14 protein-coding genes are annotated in these 15,765 nt (G+C 65.4%); 7 read left to right on the top strand and 7 right to left on the bottom strand.

Translation table 11 applies throughout. The features are described from left to right. The first annotated feature begins 168 nt into the window (after positions 1–168). Both AC0L3C_RS22750 and AC0L3C_RS22745 read left to right on the top strand, forming a co-directional pair. Positions 169–2,139, top strand: coding sequence for a methyl-accepting chemotaxis protein (locus AC0L3C_RS22750; protein WP_473278975.1), 1,971 nt, complete (start codon positions 169–171; stop codon positions 2,137–2,139). A 284-nt stretch (positions 2,140–2,423) separates the two neighbouring features. Further along, positions 2,424–4,112, top strand: a complete 1,689-nt coding sequence (locus AC0L3C_RS22745; RefSeq protein ID WP_473265913.1) for a methyl-accepting chemotaxis protein — start codon at positions 2,424–2,426, stop codon at positions 4,110–4,112. 3 nt (positions 4,113–4,115) lie between these two features. On the opposite strand, the gene AC0L3C_RS22740 is transcribed toward AC0L3C_RS22745, so the two are convergent. The 6 genes from AC0L3C_RS22740 to ygfZ form a co-directional block, all read right to left on the bottom strand. Beyond that, positions 4,116–6,824 (bottom strand): DUF2339 domain-containing protein, encoded by a 2,709-nt coding sequence (locus AC0L3C_RS22740; RefSeq protein ID WP_473409030.1) that lies wholly within the window; start codon positions 6,822–6,824, stop codon positions 4,116–4,118. 49 nt (positions 6,825–6,873) lie between these two features. After that, entirely contained in the window at positions 6,874–7,842 is a 969-nt protein-coding gene (locus tag AC0L3C_RS22735) for an NUDIX hydrolase (protein WP_473265915.1), read from the bottom strand. A 229-nt stretch (positions 7,843–8,071) separates the two neighbouring features. Next, positions 8,072–8,578, bottom strand: a complete 507-nt coding sequence (locus AC0L3C_RS22730) for a tyrosine phosphatase family protein (RefSeq protein ID WP_473265916.1) — start codon at positions 8,576–8,578, stop codon at positions 8,072–8,074. A gap of 149 nt (positions 8,579–8,727) precedes the next feature. Further along, positions 8,728–9,342 carry a YfbR-like 5'-deoxynucleotidase gene (locus tag AC0L3C_RS22725; RefSeq protein ID WP_473278979.1) on the bottom strand — a complete coding sequence of 205 codons (615 nt, stop codon included), beginning with the start codon at positions 9,340–9,342 and terminating at the stop codon, positions 8,728–8,730. Continuing rightward, positions 9,339–9,965: a DNA-3-methyladenine glycosylase I gene (locus AC0L3C_RS22720; RefSeq protein WP_473409029.1), complete on the bottom strand. Its 627-nt coding sequence runs from the start codon at positions 9,963–9,965 to the stop codon at positions 9,339–9,341. The genes AC0L3C_RS22725 and AC0L3C_RS22720 overlap by 4 nt, the downstream gene beginning before the upstream one ends. Next, entirely contained in the window at positions 9,962–10,843 is an 882-nt protein-coding gene (ygfZ, locus tag AC0L3C_RS22715) for a CAF17-like 4Fe-4S cluster assembly/insertion protein YgfZ (protein ID WP_473409028.1), read from the bottom strand. The genes AC0L3C_RS22720 and ygfZ overlap by 4 nt, the downstream gene beginning before the upstream one ends. 101 nt (positions 10,844–10,944) lie before the next feature. Here ygfZ and AC0L3C_RS22710 point away from each other — a divergent pair, with 101 nt between their 5' ends. The 5 genes from AC0L3C_RS22710 (at position 10,945) to AC0L3C_RS22690 (ending at position 15,088) form a co-directional block, all read left to right on the top strand. Beyond that, positions 10,945–12,279 carry a dihydroorotase gene (locus AC0L3C_RS22710; RefSeq protein WP_473409027.1) on the top strand — a complete coding sequence of 445 codons (1,335 nt, stop codon included), beginning with the start codon at positions 10,945–10,947 and terminating at the stop codon, positions 12,277–12,279. Positions 12,280–12,457: 178 nt separating this feature from the next. After that, complete coding sequence (locus AC0L3C_RS22705) at positions 12,458–13,327, top strand: sulfurtransferase (RefSeq protein ID WP_473409026.1); 870 nt, start codon at positions 12,458–12,460, stop codon at positions 13,325–13,327. 103 nt (positions 13,328–13,430) lie between these two features. Then, positions 13,431–14,135 (top strand): RNA polymerase sigma factor, encoded by a 705-nt coding sequence (locus AC0L3C_RS22700; RefSeq protein ID WP_473409025.1) that lies wholly within the window; start codon positions 13,431–13,433, stop codon positions 14,133–14,135. Between the two features lie 91 nt (positions 14,136–14,226). Further along, on the top strand, positions 14,227–14,760 hold the full coding sequence (locus AC0L3C_RS22695; protein ID WP_473265922.1) for a DUF4142 domain-containing protein: 534 nt from the start codon (positions 14,227–14,229) through the stop codon (positions 14,758–14,760). Between the two features lie 10 nt (positions 14,761–14,770). After that, entirely contained in the window at positions 14,771–15,088 is a 318-nt protein-coding gene (locus AC0L3C_RS22690; protein WP_473409024.1) for a cupredoxin domain-containing protein, read from the top strand. 92 nt (positions 15,089–15,180) lie between these two features. On the opposite strand, the gene AC0L3C_RS22685 is transcribed toward AC0L3C_RS22690, so the two are convergent. Then, positions 15,181–15,447 (bottom strand): hypothetical protein, encoded by a 267-nt coding sequence (locus AC0L3C_RS22685; protein ID WP_275171645.1) that lies wholly within the window; start codon positions 15,445–15,447, stop codon positions 15,181–15,183. Positions 15,448–15,765 lie beyond the last annotated feature (318 nt).

Below are 15,765 nucleotides of genomic sequence, written 5' to 3'. Positions count from 1 at the left end.
CCGCGCGAAGACGCGCGGTGGTTCGCATGCGTTCGCAGTTGGATGCCGCGGCGCGATGAGCCGCACGGTTAACCTTCCGGAAAACCGATGCAGTCATGATCTCCGCAATATTCCGGGTGCCGAGTCGCCCTCCTTGTATTGCGTATCGATTTTATTGGAGCACATCCCATGAGTGGCCCTTCCATTCGCCTCACCCATAAGGTCATGGCGATCGGACTGTTCGGATTGTTGGGTCTCGTCGCCTTCGGCGCGATCTATGAGATCGGCAGTCTCTCCCAGGACGCCTCCCGCGACGTTGCCAACCGGGCTCGTGCGATTGCGGATCTCGACAAGCAGCTCTCGATCGAGATGCTGGAGGCGCGCCGCAACGAGAAGAATTTTCAGCAGCGCCGCAACGAGAGCTACGCCAAGGCCCACGCGGAGTTGATCGGGCCGATCAACCGCGATTTCGAAGAGATAGAGCGTCTGATGGCGGCCGGCGGCATGACCGCGCTGTCCGACCGGATGAAGCAGGCCCAGGACGACTTCAAGCGATACGCCTCGGACTTCGGCAAATTGGTGGCCGCGGAGACCCGGCTCGGCCTGAACGAGACGCTGGGCCTGTCCGGCTCGCTCCGCGCCGCGGTGCACGACATCGAAGCCAAGCTCAAGGAGATCGACGATCCCAGGAGCACGAGCTGGATGCTGATGATGCGGCGGCACGAGAAGGACTTCATGCTGCGGCGCGACCAAAAATACACTGTCGAGATGAAGAAGGCCGCAGCCGAATTCTCCAAGGCGATCGAGGTCGTCGCAGTCCCTACGGCCGTGATGAATGACATCACGGCCAAGCTGCAGAAGTACCAGTCCGAGTTCGCGGCCTGGGTGGAGACCGCGCAGCAAACTGCGGCCCTCGACGCCAGTATGATGAAAACATTCCGTGGGTTGGAACCGGGCATGATCGAGGTGCGCAACACAGTCGAAGACCTCTACAGGAAGGCCGAAGCTGCAGAGGCCGCGACCCGCGATTCCGTGCGTCTGTGGATGGCCGTCGCCTTTGGCGTCACCGTCGTCGTCCTCGCCGCGGTTGGCTTCCTTCTGGGGCGCTCGATTTCGAAGGCGCTTGCCGGCATGGTCGGGGCGATGACGCGGCTTGCGCGCGGCGAGCTTTCGATTTCCGTTCCCGGCATCGGGCGCAGGGACGAGATCGGCGAGATGGCCGGTGCCGTCGAGGTGTTCAGGACAAATATGGCGGAAGCCGAGCGGCTGCGCACCGAGCAGATCGAAGCCGAGGCGCGCGGGCGCCAGCAGCGCAAGGCCGACATGCACCGGCTCGCCGATAATTTCGAAGGCGCCGTCGGCGAGATCATCGAAACTGTTTCGTCGGCGGCAACCGAGCTGGAGGCGTCCTCGAACACGCTGACGCAGACCGCAGAGCGCGGCAACGGGCTTGCCACCGTCGTGGCGGCGGCCTCCGAAGAGGCCTCCGCGAACGTGCAGTCGGTGTCTTCAGCGAGCGAGGAAATGACCTCCTCGATCTCCGAGATCAGCCGTCAGGTGCAGGAATCGGCGCGTGTCGCCGATGTCGCCGTCGAGCAGGCCCAGCGCACCAATGCGCGGGTCGCCGAGCTGACCAAGGCCGCTTCCCGCATTGGCGACGTGGTCGAGCTGATCAACACCATCGCCAGCCAGACCAATCTGCTGGCGCTCAACGCGACGATCGAAGCGGCGCGGGCGGGCGAAGCCGGCAAGGGTTTTGCCGTGGTCGCGACCGAAGTGAAGGCGCTCGCCGAGCAGACCGCGAAAGCGACCGGCGAGATCAGCCAGCACATCGGTGCGATCCAAAACGCAACGCAAGACTCAGCCGGTGCGATCAAGGAGATCGGCGACACCATCGCGCGAATGTCGGAGATCTCGTCGACCATCGCCGCCGCGGTCGAGGAGCAAGGCGCGGCCACGCAGGAGATCTCCCGCAACATCCAGCACGCCGCGAATGGCACCTCCGAAGTCTCGGCGAATATCGGCCACGTCCAGCGCGGCGCAGGCGAAACCGGGGCTGCCTCGGCGCAGGTGCATTCGGCAGCACAATCGCTCTCGCAGGAGAGCCACCGGCTGAAGAGCGAGGTCGCGCGCTTCCTGGAATCGGTACGGGCGGCGTGACAGCCGCCGCGTCGGTCGCATGTTGCGGTGCAAGCGGGCAGGGTGCGCGTGGCAGCATGAGGTGGCCGTGAGCTGCAACAGATGGTTGCATGAGAAATCACGACTGTCGGAAGTGTCCCGTAATTTTACGTAGGTCCCTGTTAACGCCTGCTTGCGACTATGTGTGCAATCTCACGGGATAAGAACCAGCCAGCATTGTTGAACTGACATCCGTCTCGCCACCGTCGTGGCGATCACGGCGCAAGTGATTTGCGCGTTGTCAGGTAACATCGGGATTTGTCGTGATGTCGAAATTGTCGATCGTCTTCAAGCTTCTGGCCGTGCTGTCGGTCCTCGTCCTTTCGCTCGCCGGTGTCGGCGTGACGGCGATCGGCACCATGCAGAACATCAATTCCCATACGGTCGAGATTGCGGAGAGCTGGCTGCCCAGCGTGCGCGCGCTCGGCTCGCTTCGCGCCGACATCAACGAGCTGCGCGTCGCGCTCCGTCTGCATCTGATGCAGGACACCATCGAGGGCAAGGACGCCGCCGAGAAGCGCTTGGCCTCGCTGCGCGCGCGCATCGACCAGACCCGCAAGGTCTACGAGCCGCTGATCACCTCCGCCGAGGAGCGCTCGCTCTACGGGCAATGGAGCGCGGCATGGGCCGAGTATCTGAACGGCGTGCAGGACGTGATGGCGCTGTCGCGCAAGGGCGTTGGGCGTTTCCCGGCCGACGCCAACGAGCTGTTGCAGACCAAGGTCGCGAAGATGGCCCAGGCCGCCGACCCGCTGCTTCAGAAGGGCATCGAGATGAACAATCGCGGCGCCGAGCTGGAGACCAAGCAGGCCGCCGACAGCTACGCCATGATCTTCCGCGTGCTGGTCGGCATCATCGTGCTCTCGGTCGTGATCGCGATCGGCGCCGCCTACTATCTCGTGCGCGACGTTTCTCGTGGCATTGCCTCGATCATCCGCCCGATGCAGTCGCTCGGCGAGGGCGACCTTTCGGCCGAGGTGCCGCATCGCGGCGAGAAGACCGAGATCGGCTCGATGGCGGATGCGCTGCAGATATTCAAAGAGGCGCTGATTGCCAAGAAGGCCGCCGACGAGGCCGCTGCGCGCGACGCCGAAGCCAAGATCGAACGCGGCCGCCGCGTCGATGCCATCACCCGCAAGTTCGAAGCCATGATCGGCGAGGTGGTCGGGACCGTCTCCTCGGCCTCGACCGAGCTCGAGGCCTCCGCCTCGACGCTGACCAACACCGCGCAGCGCGGACAGGAACTCGCGACCGTCGTCGCAGCCGCCTCCGAGGAAGCCTCGACCAACGTCCAGGCGGTGGCATCGGCTTCGGAGGAGCTGTCGTCCTCCATCACCGAGATCAGCCGCCGCGTGCAGGATTCGGCGCGGATGGCGGCGGAGGCCGTCGAGCAGGCGAGCCGGACCAACGACCGCGTCAACGCGCTGTCGCAGGCGGCGTCCCGCATCGGCGACGTCGTCGAGCTCATCAACACCATCGCAGGCCAGACCAATCTGCTGGCGCTGAACGCGACCATCGAGGCCGCGCGTGCCGGTGAAGCGGGCCGCGGCTTCGCGGTCGTCGCCTCCGAGGTCAAGGCGCTGGCGGAGCAGACCGCGAAAGCGACCGGTGAGATCGGGGCGCAGGTCTCGGGCATCCAGGCAGCGACGCAGGAATCGGTCAGTGCCATCCAGGAGATCGGCGGCACCATCGAGCGGCTGTCCGAGGTGGCTGCGGCCATCGCCGCCGCCGTCGAGGAGCAGGGCGCGGCCACGCAGGAAATCTCGCGTAACGTGCAGCAGGCCTCGGTCGGCACGCAGGAAGTCTCCTCGAACATCACCAACGTGCAGCGCGGCGCGATCGAGACCGGCGAGGCTTCCACCGAGGTGCTGTCGGCGGCGAAATCGCTGGCGACGGACAGCACCCGTCTCAAGGTCGAGGTCGCGCAATTCCTGGAATCGGTTCGTGCGGCCTGATCCTCACATGCTCGTCTGCGGAGCCGGCGGCGGTGCGACCTGCCGCCGGAACAGGATACGCTGGTAGAGCCAGCCGATCGCGACCAGCACGATGCCGAGGCACATGAACGACAGCGCGCGGTAGACGCCCGTCAGCGTCGACATGTCGATGACGAAGGCCTTCAGGATCGTCAACGCGATCACGACGGCCGACGCCAGCCGCGCCCGCTCGGAATTGACGAGAATGCCGACGCCGAGCAGCACCACGCCGAAGCCGAGCCAGCCGATCGAATAGGTATATTGCTCGGCGCCCGTCGTCGCCCCGGCGGAGAGGATCGGGCCGTGATAGAAGCGGCGGATCTCCAGCGTGACATAGGTCAGCGCGAACAGCAGTGCACCCCCCGCAATCGTGTTGGCGTAGGCCTTGCCGCGTTCGCCAGCCACGGCATAGGACAGCAGCAGCATCAGCACCGCCGGCAGCGCGTAGCCGAGCAGCAGCAGGTTGAACACGGCGCCGCCGACGTCGGTGCGCCACAGCAGCGGGTTCTCCAGGATCAGGAGGCCGAACACGCCGACGAGCCCGGCGATCACCGTGAGCACGACCGCGCCGACATTGTGCACGACGCTGCGGCTGCGCAGCCGCAGGCGCTCCAGCCCGATCGCCATGGCGAGCATGACGCAGACCTGCAGCGCGCATTCGAGCAGCGACGGTGCCGACGTCACGTCGCCGCCGGTCGCAAAGTGCCGGATCTCCATGAAGGCGAGCAGCGCGGTGAACAGGATCGCGGCGCTTTCGACCATGCGCAGCGGGGCGTCGTCGGCGCGGCGGCGCAGGAACAGGCTCGCCGTCCAGAACGATGCCGCCGGCAGGCCGTAGCCCCACAACAGCCAGTTGAAGATCGGCGTGGTTCCGACGGCGTCGCCGACGATGCGCGGATCATAGCCGATCCGAGCGGTGACGAGGCCTGCGAAGATCGCGGCCAGCCAGCGCAGGAACGGGATCGGCCGCTGCATCGAGATCCAGGCGGTGCCGAGCGACATCAGCGCCAGTGCGATCGTGAGCCAGCCCTTCTCCAGCGCAAATGTCAGCGCCAGCGCCAGCGCACCGAGCGTGCCGGTCGCGAACAAGGCCGTGGAGATCATGGCGCCCGGCCGGGTCTCGCGGCGCGCAAGCGCCTCGGTGGCAGCGCCGAAGGCGGCGGCGAGCAGCACCGCGAGGATGGCGAAGGGGATCGAGCGGTCGAGATGCGCGATGCGTGCGTAGAGCGCGACCAGGATCGCGATCGGCGTCGCGACACCCGCGACCGACCACACCACCGGAATGATCGCCGAGTTCGAACGGCCCTGCGCGAGGAAGCCCGCGATGCCGAAGCCGGCGGCGAAGATCGCCGCCATCACCAGATGCAGCGTCACCGCGCTATCGATCGCCGTCGGTGCGATGCCCGCCATGGGACCGCCCGGCAGCACCAGCATGTCGGGATTGGCGCGCACCGCCCATTCGGCGAACACGACGAAGACGGTTGCGGCGGCTGCGCCGAGCGCGCCGGTGGCCGCCGGCGTGCGCCAGGCGACAAGCAGCGTCGCGCCGACGAGCAGCGTGAAGGCGATCAGCGCCAGGTCCGCGTGCGCGGTCGACAGCACGATCAGCATCGCGCCGAACAGATAGGCACCGAGCGAGCCCGACGAGACCGGCTCGATCTCACCGTCTTCGATCGTCGGGCCGAACATGAAGCCGCAGACGACGAGAAGAGCGGCAAGAACGAAGCCTGCGATCACATGGAAAGCGTGCGGCGCGACCTGCAAGTCGCTGGTATCGAGACCCGGAAAGATCCAGAGCAGGGCGAAGGCGATCGTGGTGACCGCAAGCCAGCGCCACAACCGGATACGGGCGAGGCTGAAGCTCGCGGCGGTGACGATGGCGAGATAGATGTAGAGCGCCCAATAGTCCGGCTTGCCGCTGGAGACGAGGAGCGGCGTCACGAACGCGCCGACCACGCCGAGGCCCGCGAGCGCGGGCCCGTGCAAGAGCGCCGCAGCCAGCGTGCCGAGCGCGACGAGGCCGAGCAGCACGAAGGCGGTCGCGGGCATGAGGAAGCCATAGAGCGCGTATGCCGCGTAGATGGTCGCAAACGCCACCGCCGTGCCGGCCGCGGTGAGGATCGCGGGAATGTTGGCGATCGGCAGCGCGGCGATGGTGGAGATGCTCTCCTTGCGCCGCGACCATTCGCCGGCGCCAAGCAGCGCAAGCGCGAATACGCCGCCAAGGAACACGCGCACGCCGGGGCCGACGAGGCCGGCCTCGATCGAATAGCGCACCATGAAGAAGCCGCCGAGCGCGAGCGCCAAGCCGCCGATCCAGACCACCCAACGCGTGCCGAGCCGTTCCTCGAAGCCGGGCGCGGGGGCGGGCAGCGGGGGCGGCGCGTTGGCCTCGGTGCTCGCTTCGAGCGGAAGCGGTGAAGCATCCTCGGTGACGATCGGGGGCGGCGCGTCGGCTGCCGCTTCGGCTTGGGGCACAAGCGGCGGCGGCGCTGCGGAAGTCGTCGCGGACGCTTCAGCCCACACATCTGCCGGGATCCGCGGCGGCTGCACGGGCCGTTGCGCGTGGAATGTCGCTTCGAGCGAGCTCAGCCGTCGTCGCAGCTCAGCCGTCTGGCTGGAGGCCTTGATCGCGATGATGAAAGCGATGACCGCAATGATCAGCGCGAAGACGTCGAACGGGCCGTCAGACATAAAGCCTCCAGGCAATCGGCGGGCAGGGGCCGATCGCGCATATCTCGGGTTAGCGCCGGGAGCGTACGCGCAAGCCCGGCGCGGGCCGCTCCTGGAGCACGTCGCGACGGAAGCGGTAGAGCGCCGCCGGACGTCCGCCCGTCTGTGTCGACATCACCCCGGTCGGTTCGACCAGGGCTTCCATTTCGACCAGGCGGCGGAAATTTTGTTTGTGCAGGTGTCGGCCGGAGATCGCCTCCACCGTATACTGCAATTCGGTAAGTGTGAACTCGGCGGGCAAAAGTTCAAAGACCACAGGACGATACTTCAGTTTGGCACGCAGTCGCGCGATCGCTGTCGCAAGAATCCGGCGGTGGTCGAAGCGCATGGATGTGCCGAGCGCGGACAGGGCCTTGCGCGCTAATGCCGCAGGGCGGCCGTCGCGCCGCGCTTCCTCGACCAGCCCGGCCTCGTACAGGAGCTCGTAGCGGTCGAGCACGCGCTCCTCGTCCCATGATGCGCCGTCGAGACCGAAATAGAACCGCACCCGATCCCTCCGCGGCAATGCGCGCGTCGTCTCCGGCGTCTCCCCTTCGGCCCACTCGGTCAATGCCGGGATGATATTGTCCGCGATGATCGCGGGCGGGCCCTCGCGCCAGTCCTCCCAAGGCAGGAAGCGATACCACGGCGCGAAGCTCGCACTCGTGGCTGCCAGTTCGCCGCCGATGGCGCGCGTCAGTGCGAGATAGCCGATCGACACCATGTGCGCGCCGGTGTCGCCGGCCTCGGCATGCCGGCCGCGATCGCCGAACGTGTAGAGCTGTTCGACATAGCCGAGCCGCAGGCCCGTCTGTTCCTCGACCCAGGCCCGCAGGCCGATCTCGAAAGTGCGATGGCTCGGCGCATCGAACGGGCCGAACGGCAGGCCCGCCAGTTCGTCACTGTCGCCCGCGGTGAGGATCAGCGGCTCATGATTCTCGATCGCGACGATCGCGGCAGTCAGGCCGATCTCGATCGGCGTCAGCAGCTTTTCGCTCATGCGGATGAGATCGCGTGAGTGATCACATACGTATTCCAGTTGATTGAGCCGGTCTCGCCGCGGACTCGCTGTAACCTCTCCCGCTTGCGGGAGAGGTCGGCGCGCAGCGCTGGGTGAGAGCTTTCTCCTCTAGGGGACTGTCCCGATGCGGAGATACCCTCTCCCCACCCCTCTCCCGCAGGCGGGAGAGGGAGCGCAGTCCCGTTGGGGCTGCTATCCGACTCTCTTCTCATTCGAGCTCGATCACGAAGGGGCGGCCCTCGACCATCATCGCGCCCGGGCCCATCTCGTCGAGTGCGCGCAGCATGCGGCCGTTGCGCCCCAGCGCACGGTCGGCAAGCCCGACGATGCGGCGGTTCGGCGAGGCGATCGGGGAAGCCGCGCGGATCTTCTTAGCGATCTCGGTTTCGTCGCGATCCGGATTGAGTGCACACACGGCGGCGAAGGCGCTCGCGGTGGAGCGGCTGATGCCGGCATAGCAATGCACCACCAGCGGCGCGTCGCGGTCCCAGCTGCGCACGAAGTTCAGCACCTGCTCGATATGCGCTTCCGATGGCGCGACGAAGCCGTCCATCTCCTCGGTGATGTCGTCCATCGACACCTTGAGATGGTTGGCCGGCAGTACCGACACCGGCCGCGCCACCTGCTCGACATTGGCCATCACGGTCAGCACGTGGCTGGCCTTGGTAAGGCGGACGGTTTCGGGAAGGGCGGCGAGGGAGCAGACGTGGATCATGGCGGACCTTTTTCCGCAGATTATAGCGAGCGTTGGCGGGGTGGGCAAAGCGAAGCGTACCCACCACTTTCGTCTCATTGCGCAAAATCAGTGGGGGCGGCGCAAGGGCCCAATTGCCCGCCCTGCAGGACTTTAACCCACGACAACGATCACGCAAACACGACGCCAAACCGCTCCAGAAACTGTTTCTCGGCCCGGGCAGCAGTCCAGGGGGTGAGATAGTCGCGCCGGACGCTGTCGGACAGGCCGGGGTCCTTGCCGAACAGGCGCTTGGCCTCGCTCTCGCTGAAGCCAGCGAGCGTCGTCGCCTCCAGATAGGCCGCGCCGCGATCGGCGGCCTTGATCGCCAGCGTGATCTCGTCCGGCAGTATCGGCGGCAGGCCAAAGCGGATGTGGATGGCGCCGAGCAGGCGCTTCTCGACCGCCTTGTAATGGCCGTCGAGCACGGCCTTGAACGGCGAGATCATGTCGCCGATCACATATTCGGGCGCGTCATGCAGCAGCGCGGCAAGCCGCATGCGCAGATCCACGCGCGGGTTCTCGTGCCGCATCACGGTTTCGACCAGCAGCGTGTGCTGCGCGACCGAGAAGATGTGCGCGCCAATGGTCTGGCCGTTCCAGCGGGCGACACGCGCCAGCCCGTGCGCGACGTCGGCGATCTCGATATCGAGCGGGGAGGGATCGAGCAAATCGAGCCGCCGGCCCGACAGCATTCGCTGCCAGGCACGAGACGCCACATCGGGTGACGACTTCCTGGCCGTCATTTGGACTTGAGGCGTGGCTTGCGCTGCGTCTTGCCGCAGTTCGCGTGACAATGGCAGTCGACCAGATGATCGTTGACCATGCCGGTCGCCTCCATGAAGGCATAGACGATGGTCGGGCCGACGAACTTGAAGCCGCGCGAAGACAGCTCCTTGGAGATCTGCATGGAGAGCGGCGTCGAGGCCGGTACGCTCGCGGTGGTCTTGAAATGATTGACCTTGGGCCTTCCGTCCATGAAGTCCCACAGGAATTTTGAGAAGCCGGGGCCCTTCTCCATGATGTCGAGATAGGATTTCGCGCTTGATATCGCGCCGTCGATCTTGGCCTTGTTGCGCACGATTCCGGCGTCGTTCATCAGCGCGTGAACTTTCTTCTCGTTGTAGCGTGCGATCTTTTCCGGCTGGAAATCGTCGAAGGCTTTGCGAAAATTGTCGCGCTTGCGCAGGATCGTGATCCAGGACAGGCCGGCCTGGAAACCGTCGAGGATCAGCTTCTCATAGAGCGCGCGGTCGTCATATTCCGGCACGCCCCATTCGGTGTCGTGATAGGCGACGTAGAGCGGATCTTCGCCGGGCCAGGGGCACCGCGTCTTTCCGTCGGCATGCAGGCGAGGGGCGCGGCTCATGCGATGGGCTGCTTCGTTGGAATGCGCACGACGTCTGGTTCCGCCAGCCTCACAGCGAGGCCACCGGCAGTCAACGCCTGTCCCGCATCGAGCGCGTCGGCGACGCGGTCGATGCGCACCAGCGCAATACCCTTGCCCTGCGCCGACGAGCCCATCGTGCCGACCGGCTTGTCGCCGGCCATGACGCTGACGCCGGGCTCCGGCGAGGAGTCCTCGAGCAGCACCTTGACGCTACGGGTGCGCGCAGTGCCGCGATGCTGCATGCGCGAGACGACCTCCTGGCCGACATAGCAGCCCTTGTCGAAATCGACGCCGGAAAGGCGGTCCATGTTGGTCTCGTGCGGGAACGCATCGCTGTAGGTGAAATCGAGCCCGCCGCGCGGCACGCCGAGTGCGATGCGGTGGGCCTCGTAGGCGGCGGCGTCGACGAGCTCGGCGCCGATCAGATCGGACAGCTTCTGTTTGAGGTCTTCAGGGATCAGGATGCGATAGCCGAGGTCTTCATTGCGTGGATCGGCGAAAGCGAGATCGGGCTGGGCCGCGGGCTTGCCATCCCAGGCCGCGAGCACGCCGAGATCCTCGGACAGGTTTTCCACCGTGACCTTGGCCCGCAGCTTGTAGAATTTCAGCTTGGTGGCGAGGCCATCGGCAAGCGGCTTCGGGCAATCGATCAGGAACCCGCCGCCATGGCCGTCAGGCGCTTCCGTGATCAGGAAATCCACGATGATCTTGCCCTGCGGCGTCAGCAGCGCGCCGAATCGGCCGAGGCCCGGCTTCAGCTTGTCGACATCGGTCGTGACGAGGCCATTGAGGAAGTTGCGCGCATCCTCGCCTGCGACCTTGATCACGCCCCGGTCTGGAAGAAACGCTGATTTCATACGAAAATCTCTTGCGACATGTTGCTCCGGAACGTAAGCCCGCAAGGCAAAAACGACAAGACCTCAAGCCCTGCGCTTGGGGACGAGAGAGGCCTTCAGCCATGACCCAGCGTTTCGACCTGATCCTCAAGGGCGGCACTGTCGTCAACCAGGACGGCGAGGGAGCCCGCGATATCGGCGTCGTCAACGGCCGCATTGCCGAGATCAGTACCCTGTCGCAGGCTTCCGCCGCCGAGGTGATCGACTGCAAGGGCCTGCACATCCTGCCCGGCGTGATGGACACGCAGGTGCATTTCCGCGAGCCCGGGCTGGAGCAGAAGGAAGACCTCGAGACCGGCTCGCGCAGCGCCGTGATGGGCGGCGTCACCGCAGTGTTCGAGATGCCGAACACCTCGCCATTGACCGTGACCGAGGCCACCTTCACCGACAAGGTGAAGCGCGCCCATCACCGCATGCATTGCGACTTCGCCTTCTTCATCGGCGGCACCCGCGAGAACGTGCAGGATCTGCCGGTGCTGGAGCGTGCGCCGGGTTGCGCCGGCGTCAAGGTGTTCATCGGCTCATCGACCGGCGCGCTGCTGGTGGAGGACGACGAAAGCCTGCGCCGCATCTTCCAGGTGATCCGCCGCCGTGCCGCGTTCCACGCCGAGGACGAATACCGTCTTAACGAGCGCAAGCCGCTGCGCATCGAGGGCGACACGCGCTCGCACCCGGTGTGGCGCGACGAGACCGCGGCGCTGATGGCGACGCAGCGGCTGGTGAAGCTCGCGCACGAGACCGGCAAGCGCATCCATGTGCTGCACATCTCGACCAAGGAAGAGATCGAATTTTTGCGCGACCACAAGGACGTCGCGTCCTGCGAGGCAACGCCGCATCATCTCACGCTGGTCGCGCCCGAATGCTACGAGCGGCTCGGCACGCTGGCGCAGATGAACCCGCCGGTGCGCGGCGCGGATCACCGCGCCGGGATCTGGCGCGGCATCGAGCAGGGCATTATCGATGTGCTCGGCTCGGACCACGCCCCGCATACGCTTGAAGAGAAACAGAAGACCTATCCGGCCTCGCCCTCCGGCATGACCGGCGTGCAGACGCTGGTGCCGCTCATGCTCGATCACGTCAATGCGGGTCGGTTGTCGCTGGCGCGTTTCGTCGACCTCACCAGCGCCGGCCCAGCGCGCCTCTACAACATGGCCCGCAAGGGCCGCATTGCCGCCGGCTATGACGCGGATTTCACCGTCGTCGACCTCAAGCGCAGCGAGACCATCACCAACAAATGGGTCGCGTCCAAGGCCGGCTGGACTCCCTACGACGGGTTGCGCGTCACCGGCTGGCCCGTCGGCACCTTCATCCGCGGTCGCCGCGTGATGTGGCAGGGCGAACTCGTGACGGCCGCGCAAGGTGAGCCGGTGCGGTTTCTGGAGACGTTGAAGGCGTAGGGATTGCAGGTAAGCGGCACAAACTTCCCACACATCCGGTGTCGTCCTGGCGAAAGCCAGGACCCATTACCCCGACTGCATTTTGTTGCGAAGATGGGGTGGCTACGCTTGTGTGCCACAATTGATTTTGTGGTAATGGGTCCTGGCTTTCGCCAGGACGACGCTGAGGGAGGAGTGAATGACCCAACCGACCCCCCTCATCACCACCGAGCAACTCGCAGCCCAGCTCGGCGATCCCAACCTGCGCCTCTACGACTGCACGACCTACAACGAGCCGGTGCCGCCAGGCAGCGACGTGCCCTATCGCGCCGTGCCCGGCGACAAGACGTTCGAGGCGGGCCACATCCCGGGCGCTGATTTTCTCGACCTGCAAGGCGAGTTCTCCGACGCCTCCGCGCAGCAATTCTTCATGATGCCTGATGTGGCCCAGCTGGAGGCTGCCTTCGGCCGCCACGGCCTCGATCCGTCCAAGTCCGTCGTGCTCTACAGCATCGGCACGATGATGTGGTCGACGCGGTTCTGGTGGATGCTGCGTTCGCTCGGCGTCGACGCGCGGGTGCTCGACGGTGGCCTCGACAAATGGAAGGAAGAGGGTCGGCCGGTCGTATCAGGAGGACCGAAGGGTTATCCCGCCACGACCTTCAAGGCGGCGCCGCGCGCAGACTTCTTCGTCGACAAGAATGCGGTGCAGGCGCGACTCGGCGATCCCGCGACTGTTATCGTCAACGCGCTCGGTCCACAATTTCATCGCGGCCTCGAGCCGAGCCGCTACGGGCGGCCCGGCCGCGTTCCCGGCAGCGTCAACGTATCAGCGGCAACGCTTGTCAATGCCGATAAGACCCTGACCTCGCTCGCCGACGCCGAAGCCAAATTCGTTGCGGCAGGCGTCACCCGCGACAAGAATGTGATCTGCTATTGTGGCGGCGGCATCTCGGCGACGATCGACCTGCTGCTGCTGACGCAACTCGGCTACGACAAGCTGACGCTGTACGATGCCTCGATGGGCGAGTGGGCGAGAAATCCGGCGCTCCCGATCGAGACGGATTAGGACATTCCCTGGTCCCTCCCCAGGGGAGGCCAGAAAGTTGGGAACCTTTCCCTTGGGGCGGCATCCAATGTCAGGACGAAGCCAAAACGAGCAGGTGACCGCCATGCCACGGACCGCAGCCGGCCTATCCGCCGGCGCCAAAACATCGGAAATCCGGACCTTGGAAGCGGAACTGGTCGAGCGGGCGCGGGGCCGTGACGAGGCCGCGTTACGCGAGATCATGCAGGCCAACAATCGCAGGCTCTATCGTCTGGCGCGCGGAATTCTGCGCAGCGACAGCGAAGCCGAGGATGTCGTTCAGGAAACCTATGTCCGCGCCTTCACCCATCTCGACGGCTTCCGCGGCGAGGCCGGACTGTCGACCTGGTTGTCGCGCATCGCCATCAACGAGGCGCTTGGCCGGGCCCGAAGCGCCAGGCCGCATGTCGAGCTGGGCTCGGTGCCCGAAGCGACGCTCGAGGCGCAGATCATCAAATTTCCCGCTTCTTCCGCAGGCGATCCGGAAAGGACCATGGCCCAACGTGAAATCCAGCGCGTCGTCGAGCGCGCCATCGATGAACTACCGGATGTCTTCCGCATGGTCTTCGTCGCACGTGTCATGGAAGGCATGAACATCGAGGAGACCGCCGAGCTGCTCGGCGTCAAGCCCGAGACCGTGAAGACGCGGCTGCACCGTGCGCGGACCATGCTGCGCGAGAACGTCGAGAAGGAGATCGGTCCGGTGGTGATGGATGCGTTCCCGTTCGCCGGGTGGCGCTGCGAGCGGCTGACCGTGTCAGTGCTGAAGCGGCTCGGCATCGGCGGCTGAAGTTTTTCGGGAACGTTCGCGCCATAGTCCCATCCAACGCCTGTGAAGCAACGCGCCGGCAAAGCGTCCGGCACCACAGGAGTGTCAAACCATGTTCGTTCGTTGGAGCGCGGCGATCGCCGCTGCAGTCTTGTTGTCGAGCCCCGCGCTGCTGCAAGGCGCCAGAGCAGCCGACAAGCTGACCGATCCGCAGATCGCCCATATCGCCTACACCGCGGGCGTGATCGACATCAACGCTGCCAAGCAGGCGCAGAAGAAGGCCAAGAACAAGGACGTCAAGGCGTTTGCCGAGGACATGCTGCGCGACCATGAGGCCGTCAACAAGCAGGCGCTCGCGCTGGTCAAGAAGCTGAACGTCACGCCTGAAGACAACGAGACCAGCAAGGCGCTGTCGAAGCAGGCGAGCGAGAAGCTCGCCGAACTGGACAAGCTGAGCGGTGCGGCCTTCGACAAGGCCTATGTCGCAAACGAGGTCGCCTACCACAAAACCGTCAATGGCGCGCTGGAAACCCAGCTCATTCCGTCCGCCAGCAATGCCGAACTGAAGAGCCTGCTGCAGACCGGCCTGAAAATCTTCCAGGGCCATCAGCAGCACGCCGAGCACGTCGCGGCGGAGCTGAAATAGGGAGGCGATAATGCCGGGACGATTGTCTGCGATCGCGTCAGCGGTCCTGCTCGTGGCGTTGGCCGTCCCGGCGCACGCTGCGACCATAGAGATCACGATGGAGAACCTCGAAGTGTCGCCGAAAGACGCTTCGGCGAAGGTCGGCGACACCATTGAATGGATCAACAAGGACGTCTTCGCCCACACCGCGACGGCTGGTAACGGCGATTTCGACGTCAACCTGCCTGCGAAAAAATCAGGGACGTTGGTTCTAAAGAGGGCAGGCACGGTCGATTATTACTGCCGCTATCATCCCAACATGAAAGCGACGCTCAAGATCGAGCCGTAACGGGCTCGGGAGCGTATTCCGTTTGCAGCGGAAGCTGGCCCCGCCCGCGTGGCGGGGGCGTTTTCGGCAAGGCTTACTGCCTGGAGAAAGACTTACTGTCTGGAAATGTCGATCGAGAATTCGCCGTTGCGGATGCGGCCGGGAAAGCCTTCGACGAACTTCGCCACCGCGTCCTCGCCATAGGTGCCGACGAGCTCGGCAAGGGCCGCGAACAGGCTCGCCTGCGCCAGGCAGTCGCCGTCGACGCCATCATGGCGCGCTTCGGCCCAGGCCTCGTTGAGATAGCTCAGTGCGGCCTGTTTCTGCTCGTGATCGGGCAGCGGCGCGCGTGCGGGGGCGTAGGACACTGGATGGCTCATGAAACTCGATCAGGGCTGGGGCGCGATCCACGGCGATGCGCTGTGCGAGAGGTGTAGCACGCGGGTTAACGCCCGCTAGGCCACATCTTTAGGAACGGTTAACGGCTGTGTACAAACTCGATGACAGGGTTCCCGCCGCTGTCATTCCGGGGCGCAGCGCGAGCCCGGAATCCATCTGGTCGCAGAGACGGTTGAAGAATGGATTCCGGGCTCGGGGGGGGGGGGCGCCCCCCCCCCCCCCCAAGGGGGGTGTGTTTACGGGTGGCGCCCCGGGCGTCCCCGCGCCATGAACCGCGGCGCCCCCTTTGCAGGGGGGGG

This window comes from Bradyrhizobium sp. WSM4872 (assembly GCF_055811715.1).
This window is presented reverse-complemented; position numbering and strand designations above follow the sequence as displayed.

Bases quoted from the DNA above. Each gene is read 5' to 3' on its own strand.
- AC0L3C_RS22750 (WP_473278975.1), top strand. From the start codon at position 169: ATGAGTGGCCCTTCCATTCGCCTCACCCATAAGGTCATGGCGATCGGA.
- AC0L3C_RS22745 (WP_473265913.1), top strand. From the start codon at position 2,424: ATGTCGAAATTGTCGATCGTCTTCAAGCTTCTGGCCGTGCTGTCGGTC.
- AC0L3C_RS22740 (WP_473409030.1), bottom strand. From the start codon at position 6,824: ATGTCTGACGGCCCGTTCGACGTCTTCGCGCTGATCATTGCGGTCATC.
- AC0L3C_RS22735 (WP_473265915.1), bottom strand. From the start codon at position 7,842: ATGAGCGAAAAGCTGCTGACGCCGATCGAGATCGGCCTGACTGCCGCG.
- AC0L3C_RS22730 (WP_473265916.1), bottom strand. From the start codon at position 8,578: ATGATCCACGTCTGCTCCCTCGCCGCCCTTCCCGAAACCGTCCGCCTT.
- AC0L3C_RS22725 (WP_473278979.1), bottom strand. From the start codon at position 9,342: ATGACGGCCAGGAAGTCGTCACCCGATGTGGCGTCTCGTGCCTGGCAG.
- AC0L3C_RS22720 (WP_473409029.1), bottom strand. From the start codon at position 9,965: ATGAGCCGCGCCCCTCGCCTGCATGCCGACGGAAAGACGCGGTGCCCC.
- ygfZ (WP_473409028.1), bottom strand. From the start codon at position 10,843: ATGAAATCAGCGTTTCTTCCAGACCGGGGCGTGATCAAGGTCGCAGGC.
- AC0L3C_RS22710 (WP_473409027.1), top strand. From the start codon at position 10,945: ATGACCCAGCGTTTCGACCTGATCCTCAAGGGCGGCACTGTCGTCAAC.
- AC0L3C_RS22705 (WP_473409026.1), top strand. From the start codon at position 12,458: ATGACCCAACCGACCCCCCTCATCACCACCGAGCAACTCGCAGCCCAG.
- AC0L3C_RS22700 (WP_473409025.1), top strand. From the start codon at position 13,431: ATGCCACGGACCGCAGCCGGCCTATCCGCCGGCGCCAAAACATCGGAA.
- AC0L3C_RS22695 (WP_473265922.1), top strand. From the start codon at position 14,227: ATGTTCGTTCGTTGGAGCGCGGCGATCGCCGCTGCAGTCTTGTTGTCG.
- AC0L3C_RS22690 (WP_473409024.1), top strand. From the start codon at position 14,771: ATGCCGGGACGATTGTCTGCGATCGCGTCAGCGGTCCTGCTCGTGGCG.
- AC0L3C_RS22685 (WP_275171645.1), bottom strand. From the start codon at position 15,447: ATGAGCCATCCAGTGTCCTACGCCCCCGCACGCGCGCCGCTGCCCGAT.